Genomic DNA, 14,954 nt, shown 5'->3' with positions numbered 1-14,954 from the left:
GGAGGCGTCAGTCGACGCCGAGGTCCACGAGACTCTCGGCCACGAAGTCGCCGAGCTCTCGATGACCCGCAGGTGTCAGGTGGAGCCCGTCGTCGAGGTAGGGCAGGTCGAGCCCGACCGTCGAGACGTACGCCGCCCCGGCCCGGCCCGCGAGCAGCGCGAGCTGGGCGTCCACCCGCCGCGCCCCCCGTTCGCGGGCCGGCGCGGCGGCGGGCCCGACCACGACCACGGGCGGACCCTGCACGGACCTCATCACGCGCTCGAAGCCGGCCCGGACCGCCTCCGGCGTCTGGTCGACGTCGTTGAGCCCTCCTGCGATCACCACCAGATCCGCTCCGCCGGCCACGGCACGGGCAGCACGGGCGGCGAACCACGAGCCGTCGCACGGGCTCGCGGACCGGCTGAAGCCCGAACCGGAGAACGCGTCGACGTGGACCTGCCCCGACAACCGGGATGTCCAGGCGTCGCCGGCATCGTCCAGACCGAGCCCGGCGGACCAGGAGTCGCCGATCACGACGACCCGCTTCCCGGCGGGGGCGCCGACGACCCGGCGTGCCTCGGACTGCGACGTGAACCGCTCGCACCGCACGGCGTCGGCCCGGCTCTGCCCGAGGTCGGTGAGGAACGCCGCGCTGATCGTCAGGAGGAGCAGAACCACGGCCAGACGCGCCCGCCAGGAGACGTCCAGCAGACGTGGTCGGGCGACGCGACGTGCTCTCACCACCCCATGATCACTCCCCGCGGCGCCGAACGGTGAGAACCTGCGGAACAGATCAGGCCACGTAGACCTTCCGCAGCCGCTCGCGCACCTCCCACACCGTGCGATCGCCGGCGTGCAGGCGTACGGCGACTCCGGGTCGCAGCTCGAGGGCGCTACGGTCCTCGAACCGTACGGTCGCGTCCCCGGACAGCACCACGAACACCTCGTCGACCTCGGTGTCACGGACGGTGCCGGCAGTCATCTCCCAGATCCCGACCTCGGTGTCCCCGAGCGCAGCGAGTACGGCCGAGGCCGTCTGTGGCACCCCTGCGACGACGTCGCTCGGGTCGAGCGCGTCACCGGTGAGCGCGTGCGTCCGCACGTCGACGGAGGCGACGCGGTCGTCGACGGGATCCATGTCTCTCACCCGCCCGTGAACGTCGAGGCGACGGCGGCGTTGTCGTCGCCCGAGCGGCGCAGCACCGCCCACACCACCGCGAGCGCAGCGAGTGTGAGGAGCAGCATCACGGTCGACACCGCGGCGATCTCCGGCCGCAGCCCGACCTTGAGCGACCCGAACACATAGACCGGCCACGGCGTGTAGCCGGGGACCTGGATGAACGAGGCGACGATCGTGTTGTCGAGGCTCAGCGTGAACGCCATCAGGGCGCCGGCGAAGATGCCGGGCCAGGCCAGCGGCATCGTGACCTGACGGAACCTGTTCCACGGGTTCGCGTACAGGTCGGCCGCCGCCTCCTCGATCTGCTCGTCCATCCCCCGCATGCGCGCCCGGACGATGAACGTGACCACGGCGAGCGCGAGCGAGGTGTGCACGATGACGAGCCGCACCATCCCGTTGTTGACGACCGAGAGCCCGCCGTCGGTCCCGAGCGTCACGAGCCACGGCAGGATCGCGATGCCGTCGATGACCTCCGGCGTGATCAGCGTGACCGCGAGCAGCGCGGTCAGCAGCCCCGCCCACCGGGCGCCGGACCGGGCGCGGGCGAGCGCGACACCGCCCACCGTCCCGAGCACGGTGGCCACGAGCGACGCGAGCACCCCGGAGACCAGCGACGTACGGACGGCGTTGCCGATGACCGGGTTCTCCCAGGCCCGCGTGTACGCGTCGAACCCGAAGCTGTCCCAGGCGCCGAGGAGTCGGCCGGTGTTGAACGAGTAGACGACGATCACGAGGATCGGCAGGAAGAGGAACACGAAGACCAGCACGCCGAGCACCGCGAGCGCGAGGTTCACCGGATCCGTACGGCGACGAGTGGCGCTCACGGCGTCACCTCCAGGTTCAGGTGGCGGGCTCGTCGTATGACCGCCCGTACGAGCAGGAAGGCCGCGGCGGCAAGCACCACCGTCAGCAGCACGAACACCATCAGCGTGACGGCCATCGCCGCCCCGAGCGCCCAGTTCTGGGCCGACGTGAACTGGCGTGCCACGACCTGGCCGATCATCGTGCCGCGAGCGCCGCCGAGCACCGACGCGGTGAGGAAGTCGCCCATCAGCGGGATGAACACCAGGAGGCAACCCGAGGCGATCCCCGGCAGCGTGTCGGGGACGGTGACGGAGAAGAAGGTCCTCCACCGTCCGGCGCCGAGGTCGCGGCTCGCCTCCCGCTGGCTCGGGTCGAGCCGCTCGAACACGACGTACAGCGGCAGGATCATCAGCGGCAGGTAGTTGTAGACGACGCCGAGCTGGACGGCCCCACGCGTGTAGAGGACGTCGAGCGGGCCGCTCAGGATGCCCAGCCACTGGAGTGCGTCCGACGCCATGCCGTTCGGCGACAGGATGATCTGCCAACCGAGCGTCCGGACCAGGAAGTTCGTCCAGAACGGCACGAGCACGAGGGCGAGCAGGAGCGGGCGCCAGCGCGGGTCGACCTTGACGGCCATCCAGTACGCGAACGGGACGCCGACCAGGAGGCACAGCAGCGTGCCGGTGGCGGCGATCCTCAGCGTTGCCCAGAACGTCGACATGAAGACGCCGTCGAGGACCTCGGCGTACCGGTCGAACGACAGGTTGTCCATGGAGACGGCGGTGAAGAGGTCGGGCTTCTCGCCGAACGAGTACCAGACGACCAGCGCCAGCGGGGTGAACACGAAGAACGCCAGCCACGCCCACACGGGGAACGACAGCCAGGCGCTCGTCGCGCGGGGACGGAGTCGCGACATCGTCCTCATCCCGCCTTCGCCTGGACGTGCTCGAGGATCGCGGTGAGACGGTCCTGGGCATCGCTCAGCGTGGCCGGCGTGAGTCGCGAGACCACCGCGTCCGACGGGAAGATCAGGTCGAGCATCTCCAGCTCCCACTCCTCGGCGAGGTCCCGTTGGCCGGTGATCCCGGTCGGGTAGCCGTTCCAGTCGACCTCGCCGATCGCGGTCTCGGGGTCGAGCATGAAGTTGATGAACGCGTGCGCGGCGTCGACGTGCTGCGCGCCCCGCGCGATCGCCCAGGTGTCGACCCACAGGTTCGCGGTCGGCGTCGGGTAGACGAAGCGCCACCGGTCGGGGTCGTCGGACTCGGAGAAGGCGAGCCGGGCGTCGCCGTTGTACATCTGCAACAGCGCGAGCTCGTTCTGGACGACGCTCTGCGTCGGTGCCGAGTTGAAGGCCCGTACGTGCGGGGCGAGCCGGCTCGTCAGGTACGCCTCCGCCGCGTCGAGCGCCTTCGGATCGGTCGTGTTCGGGTCGATCCCCTCGGAGCCGAAGTAGATCGAGGCGACCTCCCACGGGTCGTCGAGCAGCGACACGGAGCCGCTCGCCTGCCCCGCGGCGAGATCGAGGAAATCGCGCCACGAGGTCGGGTTGCCGTCCACCTTCGTCGTGTCGTAGGCGAAGCCCGTCGTCCCCCACGCCTTCGGGACGGCATGGGTGTTGCCCGGGTCCCAGGGTTGGTCGACGAACGCCGTCTCGAGGTTCGCGATGTTCGGGATCAGACGGTGGTCCAGCGGGGACAGGAGGTCGTTCGCGACCATCATCGGGACGAACTGGCCCGACGGGACGAGGACGTCGTACCCGCTGGTCCCCCGGCTCGCGCCGATCTTGGCGATCATCTCCTCGTTGGAGGCGAAGCTGTCGACCTGGACGGTGATGTCGTGCGAGCTGCGGAACGCGCGGATGTTGTCCGGGCTCTCGTAGTCGCCCCACGAGTAGACGTTGAGCCGGTCCTCGAGGGTTCCGTCGGGCACGGCGGTGGTCGCCATCGTGCGGCTGCCGCTGCACCCGAGCAGCGTCGCGGTGCCGATCGCCGCAAAGCCGCCGAGCAGCGCCCGCCTGCTGATCCGCCCCGCCTCGGCGCGCGGTGCGAGAACCCGCACCGTGGCGGGCGGGCGTCGGCGGGTCATCCCTGCTCTTCCGCGAACACGTGGACGGCGGACGGCTCCCACGTCGCCCAGACCGTCGACCCGGTGGCGAGCGCAGGCGACGTGGACGCAGGGGTCCTCGCCAGCACCTCCCGGCCTTCCTCGCCGAGCACGACGTGCTGCACGACGTCGCCGAGGAACGACGTGCTGGCGAGCGTGCCGGCGACGACGTTCGGCGCACCCACCACAGGCTCGTCGGCCGTCACCGTCACAGCCTCGGCGCGCACCGCGACGCGTGCCGCGACGCCGTCGTCCATGCCGTCGAGCGCGGACGACTCGGGCACGAAGGTGACGCCGTCGGCGATCACGGCACCGTCCTTCACGATGCCGTCGGCGAAGTTCTGGGTGCCGATGAACCCCGCGACGAACGCCGTCGCGGGCGCGCCGTACACCTCCTCCGGCGTCCCGACCTGCTCGATCCGGCCGGCGTTCATCACCACGATCCGGTCGCTCATCGACAACGCCTCGGCCTGGTCGTGGGTGACGAACACGAAGGTGATGCCGACCTGGCGCTGGATCAGCTTGAGCTCCACCTGCATCTGCTCGCGCAGGTTGCGGTCCAGCGCCGACAGCGGCTCGTCGAGCAGGAGCACGTCGGGTCGGTTCACGATCGCGCGGGCGAGCGCGACACGTTGCTGCTGGCCGCCGGACAGCTTCTTCGGGCGCCGTTCGGCGTAGTCGCTCATCCGGACCAGCGCGAGCGCCTCGCGGACCCGCTCCGCGATCACGGCCTTGGCGAGGCGCGGCTGGCCCGCCCGCCGCTGGCGCAGGCCGTACGCGACGTTCTCCGCGACGGTCATGTGCGGGAACAGTGCGTACGCCTGGAAGACGGTGTTGACCGCGCGCCGGTTCGGGGGCACGCCGACGACCGACGTCCCGGAGAGGAGGACGTCACCCTCGTCCGGCTCCTCGAACCCGCCGATCACCCGCAGCAGCGTCGTCTTGCCACAGCCCGACGGTCCGAGGAGCGAGAGGAACTCCCCCTCGGCGATGTCGAGGTCGACTCCGTCGACGGCGGTCACCGTGCCGTACGTCTTGCGGATCCCGCTCAGCGAGACCGTGGTGGTGGTCATGCGTACCCTTCCGTGTTCCCGTGTCAGCCCCCGCTGGTCGAACCCGCCGCGATCTAGGAGTCGAACCCGAGCCCTGCCGCGTCCAGCGCACGCAGCCAGGCGTTGCGCCGGCCCTCGCGATGGTCGGCCCGGTCGAGGGCCCACCGCGTGACGTTGATGCCGAGCGCCGCGGCCGGCTCCGGCGGGAACGGCAGCGGCTTCTTGCGGACCATCTCCAGCTCGGTGCGCGGTGTCCGCTCGCCGGAGAGCCGGTCGAGCATCACGTCGGCGGCGAAGTGGGTGGCGCCGACCCCCAGGCCGGTGAAGCCGGCGGTGTAGGCCACCCGGCCCTGCTTCGCCAGTCCGTGGAAGGCGCAGAACTGCGTCGACGTGTCGATCGCGCCGGCCCACCGGTGGGTGAACCGGATGCCCTCGAGCTGAGGGAAGGTGGTGAGGAAGTGCGACGCCAGCGCCCGGTACGTCGCCGGCCGGTGCTCGTAGGCCGAACGCACCTTGCGCCCGTAGTGGTAGACCGCGTCGTACCCGCCGAACAGGATCCGGCCCTCCGGCGTGATCCGGTAGTAGTGGAACTGGTTCGCCATGTCGCTGACGCCCTGACGCTGCCGCCACCCGATCGCGTCGCGCTGGGCCGGGCTGAGCGGCTCGGTCATCAGCACGTAGTCGTAGACGGGCACGGTCATCAGCCGGGTGCGGGCCAGCAGCGACGGGAACACGTTCGTCGCCAGCACCACCCGGTCGGCGCGGACCGACCCGCGTGGGGTCCGCACCACCACCGGCCCGGTGCGTCCGTGGGTCTCCAGCGACTCGGCCGCACTGTTCTCGAAGATCTCCACCCCCAGGCCCGCCGCCACCCGGGCGAGCTCCTTGGCCAGCTTGGCCGGGTGCAACATCGCGGTCGAGTCACGGTGCCAGACGCCCGCGAGGTACGTCGGGCTGTTCACCTCCGCGCGCACAGCGTCGGCGTCGAGCACCTCGGCGCCGGACTCGCGGAGCTGGTCGACCTGGTACGGCTCGACAGCCACGTCGAGGCTGCCGGAGCGCTCGAGCTCGCAGTCGATGCCGAGCGCGTCGATCGCCTTGGCCATCGCCTCCAGGTTGTCCTGGCCCAGCCGCTCGAGCGTGTCGAAGTCGTCCGGCCAGCGGGTGCGGCCGTTGTCCTCGCCGTGGGTCAGGCTGGCGTCGCAGAACCCGCCGTTGCGCCCCGACGCGGCCCAGCCGACGGTCTGCGCCTCGATCAGCACCACCCGCGCGGCCGGGTTGCGGACCTTGGCCTTCACCGCGGTCCACAGGCCGGTGTAACCACCGCCGACCACCAGCAGGTCGGCGCTGTACGCACCGTGCAGCACCGGGTACGTCACCGCGTCCGCGACGTCGTCGAGCCAGAAGCAGGCGTCGCGCGTCTGCTCCAGCGAGGCCTCCACGGCAGCGGCGGGCGCCGGCTGCCGTTCGAAGACGGTCGGGTGCCGGCGTGCGCGCGCGTCAGCGTGCGGCATGGGCATCGCCGACCGACAGCGCCTCGTCCAGGACCGCCAGACCGGCACGCGCCTCGTCGGCGGTGATGTTGAGGGCGGGCACGACGTGGAGGCGGTGGTAGTTCACGAACGGCAGCAGCCCGTGCTTCTTGCACGCCGCGACGATCTCGTTCATCGCCGGGCTCGTCCCCCCGTACGGTGCCAGCGGCTCCCGGGTCTCCCGGTCGGCGACGAGGTCGAGCGCCCAGAACGCCCCCACCCCACGGACCTCACCGACACAGGGGTGTCGCTCGGCCAGCTCGGCGAGCCCCGGTGCGAAGACCGTCTCCCCCAGCGTGGCGGCGTTCTCGACGATGCGCTCGTCCTTCATCGTCTCGATCGTGGCGACCGCGGCGGCGCAGGCGAGCGGGTGGCCCGAGTAGGTGAGGCCGCCGGGATAGGGCCGGTCGGCGAAGGTCTCGTAGATCGGCTCGGAGATGATCACGCCGCCCAGCGGCACGTATCCCGACGTCACGCCCTTGGCGAACGTGATGAGGTCCGGTGTCGCGTCGTACAGGTCGAGTGCGAACCACGTGCCGGTCCGGCCGAACCCGGCCATCACCTCATCGGCGATCCAGACGATCCCGTAGCGGTCGCACAGCGCCCGAACCCCCTCGAGGTAGCCCGGCGGCGGGGGCATGATGCCCGCGGTGCCCGGGATGGTCTCGAGGATGATCGCCGCGATCGTGTCGGGCCCCTCCATCTGGATCGTGTGCTCGAGGTGCGTGAGCGCACGCTCGCACTCCTCGGCCTCGGTCGTCGCGTGGAACTCGGTGCGATAGAGGAACGGCCCGAAGAAGTGGACGACACCGTCCGCCCCGTAGTCGTTGGGCCAGCGCCGCGGGTCACCGGTCAGGTTGACCGCGGTCTGGGTGCCACCGTGGTACGAGCGGTAGCGGCTCAGCACCTTGCGGCGTCCGGTGTGCAGGCGCGCCATGCGCACGGCGTGCTCGACGGCGTCCGCCCCGCCGTTGGTGAAGAAGACGCGGTCCATCCCCTCGGGCGCGAGCTCGGCGACGAGGGCCGCGGCCTCCGAGCGGGCGGCGTTGGCGTGCTGGGGCGCGATCGTGCACAGGCGCGCGGCCTGGTCCTGGATCGCCTTGACCACGCGCGGGTGCTGGTGCCCGATGTTGGTGAAGACCAGCTGCGAGGAGAAGTCGAGGTATCGCTGCCCCTGGTCGTCGACGACGTAGCTCCCCTCGGCGCTCTCGATCACCATCGGGTTCATGGAGGCCTGCGCGACCCACGAGTGGAAGACGTGCGCGCGGTCGAGCTCGTACGTGCGGTTCGTCATGACGTCCTCTCTAGCTGTTCTTCGGGAAGGCGAGCTCGAGGCCGCCGACGGGCTTCACGGCGGGATCACCCCACCGCGAGGTGACCACCTTTCCACGGGTGAAGAAGTGGACGCCCTCGGTCCCGTGCGCGTGGCTATCGCCGAAGAGCGAGCTCTTCCACCCTCCGAACGAGTAGTACGCCATCGGCACCGGGATCGGGACGTTGATGCCGATCATCCCGACCTCGACCTCGTACTCGAACTTCCGCGCGGCCCCGCCGTTGCTGGTGAACAGCGCGACACCGTTGCCATACGGGTTCGCGTTGACGAGGGCGACGGCCTCGTCGTACGTGTCGGTGCGCACGACCGAGAGGACCGGGCCGAAGATCTCCTCGGTGTAGACGCTCATGTCGGGCGTGACCTGGTCGAACAACGTGGGGCCGAGCCAGAAGCCCTCCGCTCCACCGTCGGCGGCGACCTCGCGCCCGTCCACGACCAGCTTGGCTCCGGCCTCCTCGCCGGCATCGACGAACGACGCGACCTTGTCGCGGTGCGCCCGGGTGACGAGCGGCCCCATGTCGGCGCCCTTCGTCCCGTCGCCGGTGCGCAGGGTGCGCGTGCGGTCGGCGATCTTGGCGACGAGCTCGTCCCCGACTCCACCGACGGCGACGACGACGCTGATCGCCATGCAGCGTTCGCCGGCAGAGCCGTAGCCGGCGCTGACCGCCTGGTCCGCGGCCAGGTCGAGGTCCGCGTCGGGCAGCACGACCATGTGGTTCTTGGCACCACCCAGCGCCTGCACCCGCTTGCCCGACTGGCTCGCCCGCTCGTAGACGTAGCGGGCGATGGGCGTCGAGCCGACGAAGCTGATCGCCTTGACGTCGGGGCTGTCCAGGAGTGCGTCGACAGCGACCTTGTCCCCCTGGAGGACGTTGAAGACACCGTCGGGCAGCCCAGCCTCCTTCCACCGCTCGGCGATCCAGATTGCGGCCGAGGGATCCTTCTCGCTCGGCTTGAGGACCACCGTGTTGCCCGCGGCGATCGCGACCGGGAAGAACCACATCGGGACCATCGCCGGGAAGTTGAACGGGCTGATGATCCCGACTACGCCGAGCGGCTGGCGCTTGGAGTGCACGTCGACCCCGGAGGAGACGCCCTCGGAGTAGCCACCCTTCAGCAGGTGCGGGATCCCGCAGGCGAACTCGACGACCTCCAGGCCTCGGGTCACCTCCCCCAGAGCGTCGTCGAGCACCTTGCCGTGCTCGGCGGTGATGATCGCCGCGAGCTCCTCCTTGCGGGCGTTGAGGATCTCGCGGAACGCGAAGACGGTCTGCGTGCGCCTGGTGACCGACGTGTCGGCCCAGGAGCGCGCCGCGGCCGAGGCCGCACCGATCACGCGCTCGGCGTCGGCCTGGTCGGCGAAGACGACCTGCCCGGTCACGGCGCCGGTCGCGGGGTTGGTGACATCGCCGGTACGAGCGGCGGCGCCGGACCTGGAGCTGCCGAGGAACGGCGCGCCGTCGAGCCAGTGCGGAATCACGGTGGGAGTGCTCATGGGCACGAGCGTGCGCCTGGCGGGCCACCCCCCACAATGGACGGATTGTCACCCGTGCTCGACACAGGATTGCGGAGTGTAGCCTTCTGCCATGCCGCTCCCGACGCTCCGCGCCGTCTTGGCCTCGGACGCCCTCCGCGTCGCCGAGCCGCAGGTGCTGGCGGGCGCCGACCGGCTCGACCGGCAGGTCCGTTGGGTCCACGTCAGCGAGGTCCGAGAGGTCACCGGGCTGCTCACCGGCGGCGAGCTGCTCCTCTCCACCGGCCTGGCGATGCGGGGGGACGAGGCCGACGCGGCGGCGTACGTCGGTGAGCTCGTCGACGCCGGCGCGACCGGGCTCCTCGTCGAGCTCGGCGAGTCCTTCAGCGCGGTGCCCGCGGCGGCGCTGGCCGTCGCCCGTCGGCGCCGGTTCCCCGTGGTCGCCCTCCGGAGGCCCACCCGCTTCGTCGAGATCACCGAGCAGGTGCACCGTGCGATCGTCGCCGAGCAGTACGAGCACGTCGACTTCGCGCGGCGGGTCCACGAACGCTTCACCTCGCTGAGCCTCGAGGGAGCCGGGGCCCAGGTGATCGTCGAGGAGACCGCCGCCCTGGCCGGCTCGTCCGTCGTGCTCGAGGACCTGTCTCGTCACGTCGTGGCCTACGCGGCGCTGGGGCGCCCCGCCGCCGGCCTGCTCCAGGCGTGGGAGCGACGCTCGCGGCTGGTCGCCTTCACCGACCTCACCGGCGTGACGGGGCCCGAGGGCTGGATGACCTCCCCGGTCGGCGTGCAGCAGCAGCGCTGGGGCCGGCTGGTCGTCGTGAATCCCGCCTCCGACCAGGAGCGCCTCGCGATGGTCCTCGAGCGCGCGGCCCAGGCGCTGGAGCTCGGCCGGATGGTGGAGAGCGACCGGTTCGGGATCACCCACCAGGCTCAGGGTGGATTCCTCACCGAGCTCGCCGCGGGTCGCGTGGTCGACGTCGCCGAGGCCGAGGCGCGCGCCCGAGCGCTCGGGCTCCCCGCGGTGGCGCCGTACGTGGCCCTCGTCGTGCGCGCCGCACCGCGCGCCGGAGGGACGAGCACCGATCCGGTGGCGGCCCACCGCGGCGCACGGCGCCTCGTCGAGCGCGTCGCCCAGGCCGGGCGCGACGCCCGGCTCCCCCTCATCCTCGGCTCGCTCGGGCCTGTGGAGGTGGCGGTGCTGCTCGCGACCGGCGAGCGGGGCGGCGACGCCGCTGTCGCGCAGCTCGCGGAGACCCTGCACGCCCAGCGCGTCCGCCAGCCCGACCTCGATCCCGTGTCGGTCGGCGTGGGCGTCCCTGCCGAGACGGTGCTCACCGCCGGCGCTGGGCTGCGGCACGCCCAGCACGTCGCGGAGGTGGCCCACGCCCTGCCACCGGCACGCCGCAGACCGTTCTTCCGGGCCAGCGACGTCCGTCTCCACGGACTCGTGGCCCTCTTGCAGGACGACCCGCGGGTCCAGGCGTTCGCCGAGGCAGAGCTCGACCGGCTGCTCGTCCACGAGGCGACGCACGAGGACGGGATGCTCCAGCTGCTCCGCCAGTACCTCGCCGTGGGCGGCAACAAGACCGAGCTGGCGCGCGTCAGCCACCGCAGCCGCCCCGCGCTCTACAAGAAGCTCGCGCACCTCGAGCGCATCCTCGGCGTCCGCCTCGACGACGCCGACTCCCGGCTCGCCCTGGGGGTCGCCCTCCTGGTGCACGACCAGCCGCGGTGACCGCGCGCGGTCGACGCCGCCTCGACCGATAGGTTGGTGACCCAGGCCGCACCGGCGGCCACGGGAGCGAGGAGCACGACATGACGACCTGGGGCTGGATCGCCGTCTTCACCGTGGTGGCAGGTTTCGGCATGCTGCCGCTCGTCGTCGACCGCGCGACGTCCGCCAAGCTCGTCGGCACCACCGCGGCGTGCCTGGTGCTCGCCTTCTTCGCCGCCCTCCTCGTCATCGCACTGCCGAAGACGATCGCCTGAGCGGCGACACGACGTCACCGCAGACGACCCTGTGGTGACACACCGGCTGTTGTCCGCTCGCGGACGACGTGCTGGAATCGCGCCATGACCACACCCCGCGCCTTCGACCCCGCCAGCATCCCCGCCGGACAGCACATCGGCGGTCGGTACGCCGACGGCTCCGGTGCCGACGACGTCGTGGTCAGCAACCCCGCGACGGGGGAGGTCGTACGCAGGTTCGCCTCGGCCACAGACTCCGACGTCGACGACGCGGTGGCCGCAGCGGCCCGCGCGTACCCCGGATGGTCCGCCGCCACCCCTGGTGAGCGGAGCACCGCGCTCCACGCGCTGGCGCGCCGGCTCGAGCAGATCGCGGACGACCTCGCCGCCGCCGAGACGTTGCAGACGGGCAAGTCGATCCGGATGTCCACGGAGTTCGACGTCCCGGGCACGATCGACAACACCGCCTTCTTCGCCGGGGCTGCCCGCAACCTGGAGGGCAGGGCGAGCGCCCGCTACTCCGCCGACCACACCTCCTCGATCCGGCGTGAGCCGATCGGCGTGGTCGGCTCGGTCGCCCCGTGGAACTACCCGCTCCAGATGGCGGCCTGGAAGGTCCTCCCGGCGATCGCCGCTGGCAACACCGTGGTCCTCAAGCCGGCCGAGATCACACCGTTCACCTCCCTGATGCTCGCCCAGGCCGCCACCGAGGCCGGGCTGCCCGACGGTGTCGTCAACGTCGTCAACGGCCCCGGTCCGACGACCGGGAGCGCCGTCGTCGGCCACCCGGGCGTCCGCATGGTGTCCTTCACCGGGTCGACGGCGGTCGGCCGGCAGATCGCGACGACGGCCGCCGCCTCGGTGAAGCGCGTACACCTCGAGCTGGGCGGCAAGGCGCCGTTCGTCGTGTTCGACGACGCCGACCTCGAGGCGGCCGTCCGTGGCGCCGTCGCGGGCTCGCTGATCAACGGCGGGCAGGACTGCACGGCGGCCACCCGGGCGTACGTCCACGCGAGCCTCTTCGAGGCGTTCGTCGACGGGGTCGCCGAGCTGATGGGCAAGGTGGTCGTCGGAGACCCCACTGACCCCGCGACCGACCTCGGGGCGCTCAGCTCGGCGGCGCACCGCGACAAGGTGGCCGCGATGGTCGACCGCGCCCGGGCCGCCGGCGCCCAGGTGGTGTGCGGTGGAAGCTCGCCCGAGCGCTCGGGCTTCTTCTACGAGCCGACCCTCCTGACGGGGCTCCCCCAGGACGCGGAGGCCGTCCAGCAGGAGATCTTCGGGCCGGTTCTGGTGGCGCTTCCGTTCGAGTCCGACGACGAGGCGGTCCGGCTCGCCAACGACACCCCGTACGGCTTGGCGGCGTCGGCGTGGACGCGTGACGTCTACCGTGCCCAGCGCGCGGCCGCGGAGATCCAGGCCGGCTGCGTGTGGATCAACGACCACATCTCCATCGTCTCCGAGATGCCGCACGGCGGCTACAAGCAGTCGGGCTACGGCAAGGACATGAGCGCGTACTCGTTCGAGGAGTACACCCAGGTCAAGCACGTGATGCAGGACGTGACCGGCACTGCTCGCAGGCCGTGGCACAGCACCGTCATGGGGGTGTGACCGGCGGCACTTCAGCAAAGCGGGGGGATTGCATAGAAGGTCTATCTGTTGACGGGCGTATAACATAGGTCTGTGGACTCGCTGCCTCCGGTCGACCAGACCGACATCCGGTTCACGCTCGGGATGCAGTTGCGAGAGCTCTTGCGCGTCGCACCATCGGTGCACGCCCGCCTCGCCTCCGAGATCGGGATCGGCGTCACCGACGCCCTGGCGCTCGACAACGCCATGGCGGCACTGCCGCGACCCCTGGGCGTCGGCGACCTGGCCCACCGGCTCGGAATCCGGTCCGCCTCGGCGACCGTCGCGGTCGACCGCCTGGTCTCGTCGGGTCACATGGAGCGCACTCCGCACCCGACCGACCGGCGTCGCACCAGCCTCCAGCCGACCGGCTCCGCCTACTCCGACGCCCGACGTGCTCTCTCTCCGCTGATCTCCGCCATCCGCGAGCTCACCTCCGACCTCGATGACGAGTCGGCCCGCACGATCTCGACGTTCCTCGACGACGCCATCGCGATCCTGCGCGAGTACGCCGACCACGGAGGCGCTGACGAGCCCGTGCGCGGGCCCGCGAGCGACGTCCCGGCTCCCCGTTCCGACACCTAGGAGAGTGCGGCCAGCGCGGCGCGGATCAGCCGTTCGTCCCGCTCACGCACCACGAGGGTGACCGCACGCTCGCCGCGTCGGACCGCTCGGGCGGCCCGGTCCGCGCCGGGCGACCCGATCTCCACCGCGCCCACCTCGTCGGTCAGCGTGCGTACGGCGAGGGCATCGAGGACGAGCGGCCCGTGGATCTCGTCGCGGTCGACCTCCACCCGCGTGCGGTCGCGGGTCGCACGAGCGCGCGCCTGAGCCACGACGACGTCCACGAGCGAGTCACGCTCCGGCTCGGTCGGGGCCCGCACGTCGAGGACGCCGGCGGTCTCCCCGGCGGTGAGGCCGTCGGCGGGCTCGCGGGACGTGAGTTCGCCGAAGGTGGCGCGTACGTCGGCATCTCCGTGCACCTTGGCCTGCTTCGCTGCCGCCAGGACCGTCATCGCACAGGTCAGCGAGGGGTCGGCGCGTACCGCCATGGGCGCCTCGTACGGCACGGGGTCGCCGCGGAAGGTGAACCTCCACCGACCGCGTGGCCAGGCGATTGAGACGACCCCCGCCGCGGCCTCGGGTGGGAGCACGCAGGCGAGGTCGTCGGCGACCTCGACCCAGACGCCCGAGGGTGTGCGCCACCAGGTCCACCCAGGCCCCTGCTCCACCACCGACGCACCGTCCATGACGGCCATCCTGCCGGGTCTGGCACGAGGAGCGCGACACCTGCACGGGATACTGGCGCCATGCGCATCACCCGGGACGACACCGACGCTGTCGAGGAGTCCGACCTCACCGCCCGCCAGAAGGCCGAGAAGCTGGTCGAGCTCGCCACCGGCGCGGGCTACGAGCTCGCCGACGACGTCACACCGCGCTCGCTCCTGGTCGCCGCCTCGGAGTTCCTCGGGTTCGACGGCTCTTGGGACCGGCAGGAGGAGGTGCTGGCGATGGCGGACACGGCCGCGGGCGCCTCGGCCATCCACCCCGACGTCGTGCGGGTCGGCGCTGCGCTCGCACGTGGTCTCGACCCGTCGGAGTACGCCGACCGCTACCGCCGGTCGGGACGCATCACGCCACTGTCGGCCCACTACATGGCCGACCTCTACGACGAGGCCGGCGAGCCGCTGGCGGCCGAGCGGTGGCTCAACATCGGGATCCGGGCGCTCGAGCACCTCGACCCCGACATGGTGGACACGAGCACCTGGGACCTTCTGCTCCTGTCCCGCCGCAACCTGCGCGCACGCCTCGGCCGCCCCAAGGACGGGTACGACGAGGAGGCAGAGGCCGCCGACACGCACGTCGCGATCGACAGCGACGAGAGCGATTGAC

The 14,954-nt window shown here is 71.6% G+C and carries 15 protein-coding genes; 5 read left to right on the top strand and 10 right to left on the bottom strand.

Translation table 11 applies throughout. The features are described 5' to 3' along the window. Positions 1–7 precede the first annotated feature (7 nt). From KV097_RS00400 to KV097_RS00360, 9 genes are read right to left on the bottom strand one after another with little or no spacing between them, the layout of a single operon-like run. Positions 8–721 carry an SGNH/GDSL hydrolase family protein gene (locus tag KV097_RS00400; RefSeq protein ID WP_220342336.1) on the bottom strand — a complete coding sequence of 238 codons (714 nt, stop codon included), beginning with the start codon at positions 719–721 and terminating at the stop codon, positions 8–10. A 52-nt stretch (positions 722–773) separates the two neighbouring features. Further along, complete coding sequence (locus KV097_RS00395; protein ID WP_220364780.1) at positions 774–1,118, bottom strand: cupin domain-containing protein; 345 nt, start codon at positions 1,116–1,118, stop codon at positions 774–776. A 5-nt stretch (positions 1,119–1,123) separates the two neighbouring features. After that, a complete protein-coding gene (locus tag KV097_RS00390; protein WP_301022787.1) occupies positions 1,124–1,984 on the bottom strand; it encodes an ABC transporter permease in 861 nt (286 codons plus the stop codon). Continuing rightward, complete coding sequence (locus KV097_RS00385; RefSeq protein ID WP_220364779.1) at positions 1,981–2,889, bottom strand: ABC transporter permease; 909 nt, start codon at positions 2,887–2,889, stop codon at positions 1,981–1,983. The genes KV097_RS00390 and KV097_RS00385 overlap by 4 nt, the downstream gene beginning before the upstream one ends. Continuing rightward, the gene (locus tag KV097_RS00380; RefSeq protein ID WP_220364778.1) at positions 2,886–4,052 is read right to left on the bottom strand and encodes a spermidine/putrescine ABC transporter substrate-binding protein; all 1,167 of its coding nucleotides are present in this window, start codon (positions 4,050–4,052) and stop codon (positions 2,886–2,888) included. Before KV097_RS00380 ends, KV097_RS00385 begins: the two co-directional genes overlap by 4 nt. Continuing rightward, positions 4,049–5,143 (bottom strand): ABC transporter ATP-binding protein, encoded by a 1,095-nt coding sequence (locus KV097_RS00375; protein WP_220342340.1) that lies wholly within the window; start codon positions 5,141–5,143, stop codon positions 4,049–4,051. Before KV097_RS00375 ends, KV097_RS00380 begins: the two co-directional genes overlap by 4 nt. A gap of 53 nt (positions 5,144–5,196) precedes the next feature. Further along, a complete protein-coding gene (locus KV097_RS00370) occupies positions 5,197–6,636 on the bottom strand; it encodes an FAD-binding oxidoreductase (protein WP_220364777.1) in 1,440 nt (479 codons plus the stop codon). After that, positions 6,623–7,948, bottom strand: coding sequence for an aspartate aminotransferase family protein (locus KV097_RS00365; protein ID WP_220345508.1), 1,326 nt, complete (start codon positions 7,946–7,948; stop codon positions 6,623–6,625). Before KV097_RS00365 ends, KV097_RS00370 begins: the two co-directional genes overlap by 14 nt. Positions 7,949–7,958: 10 nt before the next feature. Beyond that, a complete protein-coding gene (locus KV097_RS00360; RefSeq protein ID WP_220345509.1) occupies positions 7,959–9,482 on the bottom strand; it encodes a CoA-acylating methylmalonate-semialdehyde dehydrogenase in 1,524 nt (507 codons plus the stop codon). 91 nt (positions 9,483–9,573) lie between these two features. Between KV097_RS00360 and KV097_RS00355 the strand changes: the two genes are divergently transcribed. From KV097_RS00355 to KV097_RS00340, 4 genes are all read left to right on the top strand, one after another. Next, positions 9,574–11,199 carry a PucR family transcriptional regulator gene (locus tag KV097_RS00355; RefSeq protein ID WP_220342344.1) on the top strand — a complete coding sequence of 542 codons (1,626 nt, stop codon included), beginning with the start codon at positions 9,574–9,576 and terminating at the stop codon, positions 11,197–11,199. An 80-nt stretch (positions 11,200–11,279) separates the two neighbouring features. Beyond that, positions 11,280–11,453 carry a hypothetical protein gene (locus KV097_RS00350; protein WP_220342345.1) on the top strand — a complete coding sequence of 58 codons (174 nt, stop codon included), beginning with the start codon at positions 11,280–11,282 and terminating at the stop codon, positions 11,451–11,453. Positions 11,454–11,537: 84 nt separating this feature from the next. Then, a complete protein-coding gene (locus KV097_RS00345) occupies positions 11,538–13,043 on the top strand; it encodes a gamma-aminobutyraldehyde dehydrogenase (protein WP_220345511.1) in 1,506 nt (501 codons plus the stop codon). A gap of 72 nt (positions 13,044–13,115) precedes the next feature. Further along, entirely contained in the window at positions 13,116–13,646 is a 531-nt protein-coding gene (locus KV097_RS00340) for a MarR family winged helix-turn-helix transcriptional regulator (protein WP_220364776.1), read from the top strand. Here KV097_RS00340 and KV097_RS00335 read toward each other — a convergent pair. Continuing rightward, positions 13,643–14,311, bottom strand: coding sequence for a hypothetical protein (locus KV097_RS00335; protein WP_220345512.1), 669 nt, complete (start codon positions 14,309–14,311; stop codon positions 13,643–13,645). The genes KV097_RS00340 and KV097_RS00335 overlap by 4 nt on opposite strands. A 60-nt stretch (positions 14,312–14,371) precedes the next feature. Between KV097_RS00335 and KV097_RS00330 the strand changes: the two genes are divergently transcribed. Beyond that, entirely contained in the window at positions 14,372–14,953 is a 582-nt protein-coding gene (locus KV097_RS00330; protein WP_220342349.1) for a hypothetical protein, read from the top strand. Position 14,954: the final 1 nt, after the last annotated feature.

Origin of the sequence: Mumia sp. zg.B17 (assembly GCF_019550915.1) — a bacterium.
Classification (GTDB): Bacteria; Actinomycetota; Actinomycetes; order Propionibacteriales; family Nocardioidaceae; genus Mumia.
Note: the sequence above shows the minus strand (reverse complement) of the source record. Positions and strands in the feature narration are given on the sequence as shown.